Annotated in this window: 9 protein-coding genes; 3 read left to right on the top strand and 6 right to left on the bottom strand. The window is 69.9% G+C overall.

Going from position 1 to position 15,508, the window contains the following annotated elements:
- Positions 1-130: 130 nt before the first annotated feature.
- From glgB to OG622_RS16310, 5 genes are all read right to left on the bottom strand, one after another.
- Positions 131-3,418, bottom strand: a complete 3,288-nt coding sequence (glgB, locus tag OG622_RS16330; RefSeq protein ID WP_371576820.1) for a 1,4-alpha-glucan branching enzyme — start codon at positions 3,416-3,418, stop codon at positions 131-133.
- Between the two features lie 38 nt (positions 3,419-3,456).
- Complete coding sequence (locus OG622_RS16325) at positions 3,457-4,908, bottom strand: maltokinase (RefSeq protein WP_371576819.1); 1,452 nt, start codon at positions 4,906-4,908, stop codon at positions 3,457-3,459.
- Positions 4,909-5,002: 94 nt separating this feature from the next.
- On the bottom strand, positions 5,003-6,721 hold the full coding sequence (treS, locus tag OG622_RS16320; RefSeq protein ID WP_371576818.1) for a maltose alpha-D-glucosyltransferase: 1,719 nt from the start codon (positions 6,719-6,721) through the stop codon (positions 5,003-5,005).
- A complete protein-coding gene (locus tag OG622_RS16315; RefSeq protein ID WP_371576817.1) occupies positions 6,718-8,856 on the bottom strand; it encodes a maltotransferase domain-containing protein in 2,139 nt (712 codons plus the stop codon). The genes treS and OG622_RS16315 overlap by 4 nt, the downstream gene beginning before the upstream one ends.
- A gap of 229 nt (positions 8,857-9,085) precedes the next feature.
- A complete protein-coding gene (locus OG622_RS16310) occupies positions 9,086-10,339 on the bottom strand; it encodes a S8 family peptidase (RefSeq protein ID WP_371576816.1) in 1,254 nt (417 codons plus the stop codon).
- Positions 10,340-10,746: 407 nt separating this feature from the next.
- Between OG622_RS16310 and glgP the strand changes: the two genes are divergently transcribed.
- Positions 10,747-13,416 (top strand): alpha-glucan family phosphorylase, encoded by a 2,670-nt coding sequence (glgP, locus tag OG622_RS16305; RefSeq protein WP_371576815.1) that lies wholly within the window; start codon positions 10,747-10,749, stop codon positions 13,414-13,416.
- A 296-nt stretch (positions 13,417-13,712) separates the two neighbouring features.
- Here glgP and OG622_RS16300 read toward each other — a convergent pair whose 3' ends face one another.
- Positions 13,713-14,876 (bottom strand): helix-turn-helix domain-containing protein, encoded by a 1,164-nt coding sequence (locus OG622_RS16300; protein ID WP_371576814.1) that lies wholly within the window; start codon positions 14,874-14,876, stop codon positions 13,713-13,715.
- Positions 14,877-15,037: 161 nt separating this feature from the next.
- On the opposite strand from OG622_RS16300, the gene OG622_RS16295 reads away from it, so the two are divergent.
- Entirely contained in the window at positions 15,038-15,277 is a 240-nt protein-coding gene (locus OG622_RS16295; RefSeq protein WP_371576813.1) for a hypothetical protein, read from the top strand.
- A gap of 5 nt (positions 15,278-15,282) precedes the next feature.
- Positions 15,283-15,474: a hypothetical protein gene (locus tag OG622_RS16290; protein ID WP_371576812.1), complete on the top strand. Its 192-nt coding sequence runs from the start codon at positions 15,283-15,285 to the stop codon at positions 15,472-15,474.
- Positions 15,475-15,508 lie beyond the last annotated feature (34 nt).

The following is a 15,508-nucleotide window of genomic DNA, read 5'->3' as shown; positions in this document are numbered from 1 at the left end:
GCCCCTTAAAGGGGCGCGGGGAACTGCGCGACAAGCCCCCACCCACCCGCACCCAAATACCTGCCCCCTCGGGGTCGAAGGGGCAGCGCCCCTCGTGACGGGACGGGTAGGGGCGGCGGGGCGAGGAAAACTAGGCCGGGCGGAGCCAGATCGTGGACAGCGGCGGCAGCGTGACGCGGATGCTGGCCGGGTGGGTGTGCCAGGGTTGCGGCTCCGGTTTCACGGGGTCGGGGGTCGTGATGTCGGTACCCCCGTAGGCCGCCGCGTCCGTGTTGAGGATCTCGCGCCAGGCCGGGACGTCCTCGGGAACCCCCAGGCGGTAGTCCTCGCGGACCACCGGGCTGAAGTTGGAGACGGCCAGCAGGGGCGTGCCGTCCTCGGCGAACCGCAGGAACGCCAGGACGTTGTCGTCCGCGGAGTCGCCCGTGATCCAGGAGAAGCCGGCGGGGCGGGTGTCCTGCTGCCAGAGCGCGGGGGCGTGGCGGTAGGCGGTGTTGAGGTCACGGACGAGATCCCGTACGCCCCGGTGGTCGGCCTCGGCCCCGTACGCGGGGTCCAGGAGCCACCAGTCGGGCCCGTGCGCCTCCGACCACTCCGCACCCTGCGCGAACTCCTGACCCATGAAGAGGAGTTGCTTGCCGGGGTGGGCCCACATGAAGCCCAGGTACGCGCGATGGTTCGCCCGCCGCTGCCACCAGTCGCCCGGCATCTTCGACACCAGCGAGCCCTTGCCGTGCACGACCTCGTCGTGGGAGATGGGCAGGACGTAGTTCTCGCTGTACGCGTACACCATGGAGAAGGTCATCTCGTGGTGGTGGTGCTTGCGGTGGACGGGGTCCTTGGCCATGTAGTCCAGCGAGTCGTGCATCCAGCCCATGTTCCACTTCATGCCGAAGCCCAGGCCGCCGAAGCCGCCCGGACCGGTGTGGTGGGTGGCGCGGGTGACGCCGTCCCAGGCGGTGGACTCCTCCGCGATCGTCACGACGCCCGGCACCCGCCGGTACACGGTCGCGTTCATCTCCTGCAGGAAGGCGACGGCGTCCAGGTTCTCCCGGCCGCCGTGCTCGTTCGGCGTCCACTGGCCCGGCTCGCGCGAGTAGTCGAGGTACAGCATCGACGCGACGGCATCCACCCGCAGCCCGTCGATGTGGTACTCCTCGCACCAGTAGACGGCGTTCGCCACCAGGAAGTTGCGCACCTCACGGCGGCCGTAGTCGAACTCCAGCGTCCCCCAGTCGGGGTGCGCCGCCCGCAGTGGGTCCTCGTGCTCGTACAACGGACGCCCGTCGAACTCGGCCAACGCCCAGTCGTCACGCGGGAAGTGGGCCGGCACCCAGTCCATCAGCACACCGATCCCGGCCCGGTGCAGGGCGTCGACCAGGTACTTGAAGTCGTCGGGCGTACCGAGGCGGGCGGTCGGGGCGTAGAACCCGGTGACCTGGTAGCCCCAGGAGCCGCCGAAGGGGTGCTCGGCGATGGGCAGCAGTTCGACGTGGGTGAAGCCGAGGTCGGCGACGTACGCCGGCAGCTGCTCGGCGAGTTGGCGGTACGTCAGTCCCTGGCGCCAGGACGGCAGATGGACCTCGTAGACCGAGAACGGGGCCTCGTGAGCGGGGGTCTCGGCCCGTTGGGCCAGCCACTCCTCGTCGGTCCACTCGTAGTGCGAGGCATGGATGACGGAGGACGTGTTCGGCGGGACCTCCGTGCGGCGGGCCAGCGGGTCGGCCCGGAGCGTCTTCGAACCGTCCTGCCGGGTGATCTCGAACTTGTACAGCTCGCCCTCGCCGATCCCGGGCACGAACAGCTCCCACACGCCCGAGGAGCCCAGCGAACGCATCGGGTAGCCCGTGGCGTCCCAGAAGTTGAAGGTCCCGGCCAGGCGCACACCGCGCGCGTTCGGCGCCCACACCGTGAAGCGGGTGCCGGTCACGCCCTGGTGGGTCATCGGCTCGGCGCCGAGCACCCGCCACAGCTCCTCGTGCCGCCCCTCGCCGATCAGATACAGGTCCAGCTCGCCGATCGCGGGCAGGAAACGGTACGCGTCCTCCGTGTCCTGCTCCGTCCCCTCGTACGAGACCAGCAGGCGGTACTCCTCCGGCACCTCCCGCAACGGCAGCAGCGCGGAGAAGAACCCGCCCCCGTCGTCGTGCAACTCCGCCCGCAGCGACTCCACCACCACACTCACCCCGAGCGCGTAGGGCCTGAACGCCCGGAACACCACACCCCCTGGCGCGGGGTGGGCGCCGAGCACGGAGTGCGGCGCGTGATGACTGCCGTCAAGCAGCCGCCCGCGATCGACGCCGTCCATCGCGGGGGAGAAGACGGGCTGCGCGAGGCCGGCCTCGACACCGGCGACGCCGACGTTCTCGGTGACGCCAAGTGGCTCGGCGACGGCGGAGGGCTCGGCGGCGGAGGGCTCGGCCACCAGCGGCCCGGCGGCGTCCTGCGGGGGGACCGGCGGCTGTGCGGACACCGACTCGGTCGGCACCGGATCGGCGGCGGCCTGCTTGGGGAGCACCGGCTCGGGGGCTGCCGGTTCGGCGGCGGCCTGCTTGGGGAGCACCGGTTGCGAGGGCGGCGAACCGGCCGACGCCGGGACGGGAGTGGCCGTGCCGGCGCCCGGTGGGACGGCTGGGACCAACACCGCCCTCTCCGCCTGCCGCGGCGACTTCACGGCCCGCTTCGCGGCGGCGGTCTTCCGGGCGGCAGCCTCGGTGGTCACGGCTTCCTCGGCCACGGTCTTCTTGACCGCCGCTTTCTTCGCCACGGTCTTCTTGACCGCAGCCTTTTTCGCGAGAGCCGTCTTCGGGACGGCCTTCTTCGCGGCGGCGGCGGCGGTCTTTTCCGTGACGGCGGTCTTCGCGGCAGCGGTCTCCGTGACGGAGGTCTTCGCGGCTGCAGTCTTCACGACGGCCTTCTTCGCCGTGGCTTTCTTCGCGACAGTTTTCTTCGCCACGGCCTTCTTCACGCCAGGTTTCTTCGCCGCGGCCTTCTTCGCGGTGGCCTTCTTGGCGGGTGCCTTCCCGGCCACGGCCTCGGCCGTCTTCCTCGGCGTGGACCTCTTGGCGACCGCCTTGCTCTTGGTCGGCTCCTTCGGTGCCGGTGTTCCTTCGACGGCCTTCTCGACCACCTTCTCGACCACCTTCTCGACCGCCGTCTCGACCACTGCCCTGACACCGGCTGCCTTCTTGGCCGGCGGTGCCTCCTCGGCCGCCTTCCGGCCCTTCGCCGGGCCCTCGGCAGCCTTGGCCGCCGTGCTCTTGGCCACCGCGTTCGTCGCCTTCGTCGCCGCCTTTTTCGTCGCTGTCGCTTTTTTCGCCACGGTTTTCTTCGCGGCCGTCTTCTTCACCGGGGCGGGCCCCTCAGCGGTGGGGCCGGTGGGCTCGGTGCTGTCGTCGGACGGCGGGCGGGGAGTCACAGGTACTGCCTCCTCGGCAGGGGCGGGGTGGGGCTGTGTCAGGGGGTGGCGGCGTTGGGGTCCGTGGCCAGCCGGTGGACGGCGGCCAGGGGCACCGGTAGCCAGTCGGGGCGGTGGCGGGCCTCGTAGAGGACCTCGTACACGGCCTTGTCGGTCTCGTACGCGCGCAGCAGTACGGGATCCGTACGCGGATCGGCCCCGGAGACGTCCGCGTAACCGGAGCAGTACGCGGCCCGGCAGGCGCTCGCCCAGTCGGCGGCCGGTGGCTGGAGGGAGTGCGCGGCGTAGTCGAAGGAGCGGAGCATGCCGGCGATGTCCCGGGCCACGGGCTGCGGCATCCGCCGCTCGGCCAGCGGCTTCGACGGTTCGCCCTCGAAATCTATGAGCGACCACTCCCCGGAGGGTGAGCGGAGACACTGCCCGAGGTGGAGGTCGCCGTGTATGCGCTGGGCGGTCCAGGTCCGTCCCTCCGCGGCCAGGTCGGCGAGCGCCTCGAAGGCCGTGTGCAGACCGGGCGCGTACGGCCGCAGCGCGGGCACGGCCTGCGCGGCGGCCTCCAGGCGTCCGGTCATCCCGTCGACCAGCGACTCCAGTTGCGGCCGCCCCAGGGTGACCGTGGGCAGGGCCCGCGTCAGCGCGATGTGCACCTCGGCGGTCGCCCGCCCCAGCGCCCGCGCCTCGGCGGTGAAGTCCTCACCCTTGGCCAGCATGCTCAGCGCCAGCTCCCAGCCGTCCGTCGCGCCGTGCAGAAACGGCTGGAGGACGCCCAGGACGTGATGACCGTCGGCGCCGGCGGTCCGGTCCAGCTCCGCCACCATCCAGGCCACCGGCGCGGGTACCCGGGGGCAGCCCTCGCGGGACAGCTCCATCGGCAGTTCGAGGTCGGGGTTGTCGCCGGGCACGATCCGGCGGAACAGCTTAAGGATGAACGTATCGCCATAGACGATCGAGGAGTTGGACTGCTCCGAGGTCACCACCCGCGGCACCAGGCCCTCGGGGAGGTCGTGCCGCATGTCCCGACCGCAGCGCACCTCACCGACCTGCGCCTTGGCCCGCATCGCCTCCAGGAGGACGTCGGCGAGGCGCGGGTCGTGCAGTGCCTCGTACACCGTCCGCCCGGCCAGCGGCCCTTCGGCCACATGCCCGATCAGCGCGGGCGCCAGCCGTGGCGGCAGTGTCTCGCGTACGCCGAGCAGCAGTTGGTAGCAGTCGCCGGGCTGGGCCGGGGCCCCTTGGGACGGCACCAGCGGCTGGCGGGCGCGGACGAGGAGGTGGAGCAGTCCGGCCTTGGCGGCGCCCACCGGCAGCAGTTCGGTGGCCGCCACCAGACTGAACCCGGTGACCGGCCGTCCCTTCCCCGCGAACCAGCGCTGCCGGGGCAGCCACTCCCGCAGCAGCGGCTCCAGGGAGGTGAGCAGCCCGGGTGCCGGCTCCGCGGCGGGCGGTGGAGCAGGGCTTGGCGCGGTGGGGTGCGTGGCGGCTTCCGACATGGCCTCGCGTCCTTTCCCCGGTGGCGGGGTGTTCCTGTCTGCGTGCCCCGGGCGGGCCGGGAGAAACCGGCCCGCCCGGGGGTTCCGGTCGGGCTTACACGATGTCCTTCCGCAGGCGGAACCAGTAGAAGCCGTGGCCCGCGAGGGTGAGGAGATAGGGCAGTTCACCGATGGCGGGGAAGCGCACTCCGCCGATGAGTTCGACGGGGTGGCGCCCTTCGTAGGCGCGCAGGTCGAGCTCGGTGGGCTGCGCGAAACGGGAGAAGTTGTTCACGCACAGCACCAGGTCGTCCCCGTTCCCCTCGGTCGAGGGCGCCTCCCGGAGGAAGGCGAGGACGGCCGGGTTGGACGACGGCAATTCGGTGTAGGTGCCGAGGCCGAACGCGGGGTTCTGTTTGCGGATCTCGATCATGCGGCGGGTCCAGTGCAGCAGTGACGACGGTGACGACATCGACGCCTCGACGTTGGTGACCTGGTAGCCGTAGACCGGGTCCATGATCGTCGGCAGTGAGAGGCGTCCGGGGTCGCAGGAGGAGAAGCCGGCGTTGCGGTCGGGTGTCCACTGCATGGGGGTGCGTACGGCGTCGCGGTCGCCGAGCCAGATGTTGTCGCCCATGCCGATCTCGTCGCCGTAGTAGAGGATCGGCGAGCCGGGCAGGGAGAGCAGCAGGGCGGTGAACAGTTCGATCTGGTTGCGGTCGTTGTCCAGGAGGGGGGCGAGCCGGCGCCGGATGCCGATGTTGGCGCGCATGCGCGGGTCTTTGGCGTACTCCGCGTACATGTAGTCGCGTTCTTCGTCGGTGACCATTTCGAGGGTCAGCTCGTCGTGGTTGCGCAGGAAGATGCCCCACTGGCAGCTGGAGGGAATGGCGGGGGTCTTGGCGAGGATTTCCGAGACCGGGTACCGGGACTCCCTCCGCACCGCCATGAAGATCCTCGGCATCACCGGGAAGTGGAACGCCATGTGGCATTCGTCGCCGCCGCTGGGGAAGTCGCCGAAGTAGTCGACGACGTCCTCCGGCCACTGGTTCGCCTCGGCCAGCAGCACGGTGTCCGGGTAGTGCGCGTCGATCTCCTTCCGCACCCGCTTGAGGAAGTGGTGGGTCGCGGGAAGGTTTTCGCAGTTGGTGCCCTCCTGCTGGTACAGGTACGGCACCGCGTCCAGGCGGAAGCCGTCGATGCCCAGGTCCAGCCAGAAGCGCAGCGCCGAGATGATCTCCTCCTGCACCGCCGGGTTCTCGTAGTTGAGGTCCGGTTGGTGGGAGAAGAAGCGGTGCCAGAAGTACTGCTTGCGGACGGGGTCGAAGGTCCAGTTGGAGGCTTCGGTGTCGACGAAGATGATGCGGGCGTCCTGGAACTGGTCGTCCCTGTCGGCCCAGACGTAGTAGTCGCCGTAGGGGCCGTCGGGGTCGTTCCTGGACTCCTGGAACCACGGGTGCTGGTCGCTGGTGTGGTTCATGACGAAGTCGATGATGACGCGCATGCCGCGTTGGTGGGCGGCGTCGACGAATTCCACGAAGTCGGCGAGGTCACCGAATTCGGGGAGGACGGCGGTGTAGTCGGAGACGTCGTAGCCGCCGTCGCGCAGGGGCGATTTGAAGAAGGGCGGGAGCCAGATGCAGTCGATGCCCAGCCACTGGAGGTAGTCGAGTTTTGCGGTCAGGCCTTTGAGGTCGCCGATGCCGTCGCCGTTGCTGTCCTGGAAGGAGCGGACGAGGACCTCGTAGAAGACAGCGCGTTTGAACCAGTCCGGGTCCCGGTCCTTCTGCGGAGTGTCCTCGAAGGTGTCCGGAACGGGCTCGTTGACGATCATTGTGTGGGTGACCCCCCGATCTGCGGGTTGGACGGTCGCAGGACGGTCAGTACGTGGGCGGGCGTGCGGCCCGGTTCTAGACGTACGTAGTTGTTCCTGCCCCAGGTGTAGACCTCACCGGTGAGCTCGTCTCGCACCAGCACGGACTCATGCCAGTCGAGGCCGAGTTGCGGCATGTCCAACGAGACCGTGGCCTCCTGGGTGTGGTGGGGGTCGAGGTTGACCACCACCAGAACCGTGTTCGAGCCCGCCCGCTTCGAGTAGACGATCACCGCTTCCTGGTCGGCCTGGTGGAAGCGAAGATCCCGCAACTGACGCAGCGCCGGGCTCCGACGCCTGATCTCGTTGAGCTTGCCGAGCAGTGGGGCGATCGTACGTCCGTCTTGTGCGGCTGCGTCCCAGTCGCGGGGGCGGAGTTGGTACTTCTCGGAGTCGAGGTATTCCTCGCTGCCCGGTTTGAGGGGTGTGTTCTCGCAGAGTTCGTAGCCGGAGTAGATGCCCCAGGTGGGGGAGAGGGTGGCGGCGAGGACGGCGCGGAGTTCGAAGGCGGGGCGGCCGCCTTCCTGGAGGAAGGCGTGGAGGATGTCGGGGGTGTTGACGAAGAAGTTGGGCCGCATGTAGGCGGCGGAGTCCCCGGCGAGTTCGGTGGCGTAGTCGGTGAGTTCCTGTTTGGTGGTGCGCCAGGTGAAGTAGGTGTAGGACTGCTGGAAGCCGGTGGCGGCCAGGGTGTGCATCATCGCGGGGCGGGTGAAGGCCTCGGCGAGGAAGATGACGTCGGGGTCGGTGGCGTTGATGTCGGCGATGACCTGTTCCCAGAAGAGAACCGGTTTGGTGTGGGGGTTGTCGACGCGGAAGATCCGTACGCCGTGGTCCATCCAGTGCCGCAGGACGCGGGTGGTCTCGGTGATGAGGCCGGGCAGGTCGGCGTCGAAGGCGATGGGGTAGATGTCCTGGTACTTCTTGGGCGGGTTCTCCGCGTAGGCGATGGTGCCGTCGGGGCGGTGGTGGAACCACTCGGGGTGTTTGTGCACCCAGGGGTGGTCGGGGGAGCACTGCAGGGCGAAGTCCAGGGCGACTTCCAGGCCGAGTGTGCGGGCTTCGGCGACGAAGTGGTCGAAGTCCTCGATGGTGCCCAGGTCGGGGTGGACGGTGTCGTGGCCGCCTTCGGGGGAGCCGATGGCCCAGGGCACGCCGACGTCGTCGGGGGTGGGGGAGAGGGTGTTGTTGCGGCCCTTGCGGAAGGTGGTGCCGATGGGGTGGATGGGCGGGAGGTAGAGGACGTCGAAGCCCATCCGGGCGATGGCGGGCAGGCGGCGGGCGGCGGTGCGGAACGTGCCGTGGGGCTGCTCGGGGGTGCCCTCGGAACGTGGGAAGAACTCGTACCAGGAGCCGAACAGGGCCCGTTCGCGTTCCACCAGCAGCGGCAGTGGCTCCGACGACGTGACCAGTTCACGCAGGGGGTGGCGGGTCAGGACCTCGTCCACCTCCGGCGCCAACGCCGCCGCCAGCCGTGAGGACGCGGGCCGGGCGGAGTCCCGTAGCGCGTCCACGGCGGCGCGGAGCGTGCCTCGTCCGCTTCGGCCCTCGGGGATGCCGTCGGCGGCGCGTTCGTGGAGGCGGGCGCCCTCCTCCAGAACCAGTTCGGTGTCCATGCCGGCCGGGATCTTGATGCGGGCGGTGTGACGCCAGGTGGTGATCGGGGCGCCCCAGCCCTCCACGGTGTAGGACCAGAGGCCCTCGCTCGGTGCGGAGACGGTGGCGCCCCAGCGGTCCGTGCCGGGGGCGAGTTCGCGCATCGGGGTCCAGTCGGCCGGGCGGCCCTCCGGGTCCCTGAGCACGACGTTGGCGGCGACCGCGTCGTGGCCCTCCCGGATGACGACGGCCGAGATCTCGAAGGCCTCGCCCACGACGGCCTTCGCCGGCCGGCGGCCGTGGTGGACGGTCGGCCGTACGTCGATGACCGGTATCCGCCCGATGGTGGGGGCGCCCGGAGTCTCGGGGGTCTTCGGGGGTGGCGCGACCGGCGCGGGCGGGCCGACGTGCGCCGGGCGTGCGGGGCGTGCGGCGGTGCCGTCGGGAGTGGTGGAGGTGGTACTGGTCGTCGGGGGTGGTGACGAGTGGTGCGTGGCGGGCATGACCGCTCCTGTCCGCGTCAGCGTGGGTGGGCGGATGAGGGTGTGGGGAAGTGGGACCAGAGGGACGTACCGGTGGAGCCTTCCCACACAGTGCGGGTGGGCATTCCGGCACTTTGTTAACTACTCACGCGTATGTCTACACACAAGACCGGCCTCGTCCGAGAGGGGCGAGGCCGGTCACTGTAGTCGCTCTGGGTAAAGAGCCGTTCACCTGTGGTGTTACGGGTTCCTACGGGTTGTCGACTTGGAGAAACTTGTTCGGGGAGCCCGGAAATCTGTCCTTGACCTTGCCCGAAACCGAACGCTTCACCAGTGCCTTGCTCACCTCGGCCGGTGTCGCCCGCGGATGGACGGCCAGATAGAGGGCCGCCACGCCCGCGGCGTGCGGGGAGGCCATGGACGTACCGGAGTGGGTCGCCTTCCCGGTGTTGCTTCTGTGGGACGCGGAGGTGATGGACACACCGGGGGCGAACAGGTCAAGGCTCGGGCCCCAGTTCGAGAAGTCGGCGCGGACGTCCTTCTTGTCGGTGGCGCCGACCGTGATCGCCTGCTTGACGCGGGCGGGTGAGTAGAGGCCCGCGGCGAGTCCGTCGTTGCCCGCGGCGACCGTGTAGGTGACCCCGGACGCTATGGAGTTGCGTACGGCCGCGTCGAGCTGGGCGTTGCCCTGGCCGCCCAGGCTCATGTTGGCCACGGCCGGCTTCTCGGCGTGCCCGGTGACCCAGTCGATGCCCGCTATGACCCGGGCGGTCGTCCCCCCGCCCGCGTCGTCGAGCACGCGTACGGCGACGACCTCGGCGTTCTTGGCGACGCCGTAGGTGGTGCCGGCGACGGTGCCCGCGACATGGGTGCCGTGCCCGTTGCCGTCCTGCGCGGTCCGGTCGTTCTGCACGAAGTCCCAGCCGTTGGAGGCCCGGCCGCCGAAGTCCTTGTGCGTGATCCGAACGCCGGTGTCGATCACGTACACGGTGACGCCCTTGCCCGCCGGTTTCGGCCAGGTGTAGCTCTTGTCGAGCGGGAGCTTCGCCTGGTCGACGCGGTCCAGGCCCCACGTGGGCGGGTTGGGCTGACGGCGGCCGTCCGCGATCTGCTGGTGGTTGTCCGCGACCTGCCGACGGTCATAGGTGACCTTCGTGTCCTGGACGACCGAGGCGACGCGGGAGTCCGCCGCGAGACGCCTGGCCTGTTTCTCGTCGGCCCGCACGGAGTATCCGTTCAGGGCGCTGCTGTACGTGTGGCGTATTTTCGCCCCGTATGTGGTCGCTATGCCCTTTCCCGCCTTCGACGGGGCCTTCGTTCCCGCCTTGAGGGTCACGATGTAACTGCCGTTGACGGAACCGGGATCACCGGCTCCGTGGACGAGCCCCTCCGCGGCGGCCTGCGCGGGCAGGGAGATGGCCGAGAGTGCCACGGCCGTCATGACCGCCGTGAGTCCTCCCGCCCAGCGCACACGCCTGATTCTCGCCTCTGCCGGATGACGCATGTGTGAGAACCCCCTCCTCGAACCGGCGCACCAACACCGGGGTTCTCCGGAAGCCGGTCGTGGCGGGCTGCCGGGGTTCGCCGGATTCGGCCGAGGTCGGCCGGTACGCCACTGGGCAGCCTCTCGTGCGGCGTGAAGCACCACAAGACCGCATAGAGGGGTGGAATCGGCCATAACGCCCCTGGGGTACATGTGAAGTTGCTGCGGGGTTGCGGCGAATTCAGGACTGAACCTCCCGGGGTGGACTGCCCGGCGGGGCGGCCGGGGTACGGATGCGCCGTAATCGCATACGGAGGGACGCCCCGTGGTTGCCGGGCCCTCGCGCCGCTACCGTCGGGGGTGACGAACGGCGCACAGCGGAGTGCGTCCCCCGGCCCGTACGTCCTGGCGCGAAGGTGGAACCCTCTGTGAAGGCCATCCGCAGATTCACCGTCCGACCCGTCCTCCCCCAAGCCCTCCAGCCGCTCAACGAACTGGCGCACAACCTGCGCTGGTCCTGGCACGCGGAGACCCGTGACCTCTTCCAGTCGGTCGACCCCGAGCGCTGGGCCTCCTCCGGCGGCGACCCCGTGCGCCTGCTCGGCTCCGTCTCCACCCGGCGGCTCGCCGAACTCGCCGAGGACCGGCGCTTCCTGCGCCGGCTGACCGCCGCCGCCGACGACCTGCGTGACTACGTCACCGGGGACCGCTGGTACCAGGGGCAGGGGCAGGGGGAGGCGCAAGGGCAGACGCAGGCACAGGCATCCGAACTGCCGGCCGCCATCGCCTACTTCTCGCCCGAGTTCGGCATCACGGCCGCGCTGCCGCAGTACTCCGGCGGCCTCGGCATCCTCGCCGGCGACCATCTGAAGGCGGCGAGCGACCTCGGCGTCCCGCTGATCGGCGTCGGCCTGCTCTACCGGCACGGCTACTTCCGGCAGTCCCTGTCCCGGGACGGCTGGCAGCAGGAGCACTATCCGGTGCTCGACCCGAACGAACTGCCCCTGGTACCGCTCCAGGAGGCCGACGGCTCACCGGCCCAGGTCGGCCTGGCCCTGCCCGGCGGACGCCGGCTGCACGCCCGGATCTGGCAGGCCCAGGTGGGCCGGGTACCGCTGCTGCTGCTCGACTCGGACGTCGAGGAGAACGACCTCGGCGAACGCGGCGTGACCGACCGGCTGTACGGCGGCGGCAGCGAACACCGGCTCCTCCAGGAGATGCTGCTGGGTATAGGAGGTGTGCGGGCCGTACGCACGTACTGCCGGCTCACCGGCCACGCCGGGCCCGAGGTCTTCCACACCAACGAGGGCCACGCCGGCTTCCTCGGCCTGGAACGCATCGCCGAACTCGGCGACGAGGGGCTCGACTTCGACGCCGGCCTGGAGGCGGTCCGCTCCGGCACGGTCTTCACCACCCACACCCCCGTCCCCGCCGGCATCGACCGCTTCGACCGCGAGCTGGTCGCCCGCCACTTCGGCCCCGACGCCGAACTCCCGCGCATCGACGTGGGCCGCATCCTCGGGCTGGGCATGGAGACGTACGCGGGCGGCGACCCGAACGTCTTCAACATGGCGGTGATGGGGCTGCGGCTCGCCCAGCGCGCCAACGGCGTCTCGCTGCTGCACGGGCACGTCAGCCGGCAGATGTTCTCGGGACTGTGGCCGGGATTCGACCAGGACGAGGTGCCGATCACCTCGGTCACCAACGGCGTGCACGCCCCGACCTGGGTGGCCCCGGAGGTCTTCCGCCTCGGCGCCCGGCAGGTCGGTGCCGAACGGACCGAGGACGCCATGTCGGTCGGCGGCTCGGACCGCTGGGACGCCGTGGGCGACATCCCCGACCAGGACATCTGGGACCTGCGCCGCGACCTTCGCGAACAACTGGTCGTGGAGGTACGGGAACGCCTGAACGCCTCCTGGCGGCAGCGCGGCGCGGGCACCGCCGAACTCGGCTGGATCGACGGCGTCCTGGACCCGGATGTGTTGACGATCGGGTTCGCGCGCAGAGTCCCGTCCTACAAGCGCCTGACTCTGATGCTGCGCGACCAGGACCGCCTCATGAATCTGCTGCTCCATCCGGAGCGGCCGGTGCAGATCGTGATCGCGGGCAAGGCGCACCCGGCGGACGACGGCGGGAAACGCCTGATCCAGGAACTGGTGCGGTTCGCGGACGACCCGCGCGTCCGCCACCGGATCGTGTTCCTCCCCGACTACGGCATGGCGATGGCCCAGAAGCTGTACCCGGGCTGCGACGTGTGGCTCAACAACCCTCTCCGCCCCCTGGAGGCATGCGGGACGAGCGGGATGAAGGCGGCCCTGAACGGCTGTCTGAACCTGTCCGTCCTGGACGGCTGGTGGGACGAATGGTTCCGGCCGGACTTCGGCTGGGCGATCCCCACGGCCGACGGAACGGCGACGGACGACGACCGCCGGGACGACCTGGAGGCGTCGGCCCTCTACGAGCTGCTGGAACAGCGGGTCGCGCCGCGCTTCTACGAGCGCGGACAGGGGGGCCTGCCCGACCGCTGGATCGAGATGGTCCGCGAGACACTGACACATCTGGGCCCGAAGGTGCTGGCGGGCCGCATGGTCCGGGAGTATGTCGAGCGCCTGTACGCTCCGGCCGCCCGAGCCCACCGGTCGCTGGTCCCGGACGTGGCCCGGGAGCTGTCCGGGTGGAAGGCGCGGGTGCGGAGCGCCTGGCACCGGGTGACCGTGGACCATGTGGAGACCTCGGCGGCTCCTCTCAGTACCAACGCCGAGCTGGGCGCGACGCTGGTGCTGCGCGTCCGGGTCGGCCTGGGCGACCTGGGCCCGGACGATGTCGAGGTTCAGGCGGTCTCCGGCCGCGTCGACACCGAGGACGGCATCACGGACGCGACGTACGTCCCGCTGAAGCCGACGAGCGGCCCCGACGACGGGGGCCGCTGGGGCTACGAGGGCCCGCTGTCCCTGGACCGCACGGGTTCCTTCGGCTACACGGTGCGCATCCTCCCCACCCATCGGCTGCTGGCCTCACCCGCCGAACTGGGACTGGTGGCGGTGCCGTCGGAGGAGATGGGGGAGATGGGAGAGCAGGCGGGGGTGTTGATGCGGTAACGGCGTTTTCCACGGCCGCGCCCCGTACAGGCATTGCCTGTGCGGGGCATCGGCTTGATCGGCGATCCAAAGCTTTTCCAGTAGACCGGAAGCAGCGCCCTGAAGTGTGGGCACCTGATCACCACCGGTAACAATTCGCTACGGCGCCCGAGTTGACGCTTGGCCTGTTCTTGCCGTGCCGTGCTGCCTGTCCGGCCTGCGGGTGCGGGCCTGGAATGAGGGCTGTCAAAGGCGAGGCCGGGTTTCGCAGGCAAGGGTGAGGGACGGGCTCGGTTCGACCTCTGGCGAGATTGAACTCAGAAGGGCATGCCCGCGCGCTTGGCCAGCCGGGTCAAGCGTGGGTTGCTGCGGCGGTGCAGCGACGTCAGGACGCGCATCAGTTCCTGTGACGTCGGGTGCACCCTGGCCATCTCGGGGGCGATGTCCCAGGCCGTTTCGAGTGATTCGAGAGCGCCGTCCCGGTCGCCCAGCGCGAGCTTCGACCGGCTGATGTTCATGTGCAGCGGCCCGATGCGGGTGGCGGGGAGCGTCAGGCCACTCCGGATCAGGTCGTCCGCTGTGTCGAGCGACTCGCGGTAGTCCTCCATGTCGGACGCCGTGGAGATGACGTGCACGGCGGTGTTCTCCGGGCCGAAATGGATGCCGTGGTCCTCGATGTCCTCGGGGAACTCGTCGGCTGCCCGCCAAGCGGCGTCGATGTGAGCCGCGGCGGTGGCCTTGTCCTTGATCCGGCCGGCCAGGGTCAGCCCGCGCAGATGCAGGATGCCCAGGCCGTACGCCCGGTCACGCCCCCGCAGCGTCGTTTCAGCTTCGACAACTGCGCGGTCCACGATGGCCAACCCGCCAGCGAAATCACCTGAGTTGAGGAAGGCTCCGGCCTCGTCGCGCGCGGCCACCGTGGCGGCGATCGGGTTCGCATGCTCGGCGGCCATCCGCTGCTTCATGACGGCCAACTCGGCGAGGTGCATCCAGCGGTGCCGGGCGGCCAGCCAGTAGACCACGCTGTACGTGTCGGCGACACGTGTCCAGGCGTCGGGCGACTGGGTGGCGTGGGCGAAGTTGGTCGAACGGGTGAGCACGCCCGGGGTCTTCCGTAGAACAGCCGACAGCTCGGTCCTGTAGCGGTGCTGGTTCAGCTCGGCCAGCTCGCGGGGCAGGTCCTCGGGGTGAGGCGGCGGACCGTCGGGGATGTCGAACCGCCGGATGGCGTAGTTGAGGGCGGTGAGGCTGTTCTCGTCGGCACCCTCGACCGGGGCCGTGCCCAGCAGTTCGTCAAGGGTCATCCGCATGGCTTGGGCGAGAGCGGCGGCGATGCCCTGGGTCAGCGCGCGATCACCCACCTCGATCTTGCTGAGCAGCGAGACCGACACGCCCGCCCGCCGGGCAAGGGCGACCTGGCTCAGGCCGCGTGCCTTGCGGCAGACGGCGACGTTGGCACCGGGTCCGGGAATCCTGGTCACGCTCATAACTGTGCGTCTTCCCCGCTCGACTTCCGTTACGTCCCATGGTCGCACTCCGGCCACGCACGCGCCCTGGCGTTGTGCAAGAGGTGTGCAAGTTCGGTTTGCACGAAGGCAGTTCTCTTGAGTGACACATGTATACGCAGGTGGGACGAGGGGGCATGACACAGACATACGAGAAGCCGCCGACGATGCTCAGCCACGTCGAGCCGCCGTACCCGGTGGGGACGCTCGTGAAGGACACACTCTCGAAGCGCACGGGTGAGCTTCACGGCGTGATCGAGGAGCGCACCAAGGAGGGCAACAAGGTCATCAGCCGAACGGCGTTCCTGCGGCCGGAGGGTGGTGGCACGGAATGGGACGTCCCTTTGAAGCACGTCCGCCCCGTCGGGAACCCTTGACCACCATGAAGCGTGCAGCTCTTGTCACCCCGGGCGACGTGATCGGCTACGAGGGCGAGTGGCGCACCGTCGAGGAGGCGACCACTGCTCGCGGCCCGATGGGCGGGTTAGCGGTCGTCGTCACCTGGAAGGAGGGTGGCACCGCACGCTTCCCCGCCGGGGATGAACTCCTCCTAGGTGAACGGGACGCCGCCTGACCAGCTCCTGAGCCCCACCCCAACTCGACGGGGG

Origin of the sequence: Streptomyces sp. NBC_01314 (assembly GCF_041435215.1) — a bacterium.
Classification (GTDB): Bacteria; Actinomycetota; Actinomycetes; order Streptomycetales; family Streptomycetaceae; genus Streptomyces.
This window is presented reverse-complemented; position numbering and strand designations above follow the sequence as displayed.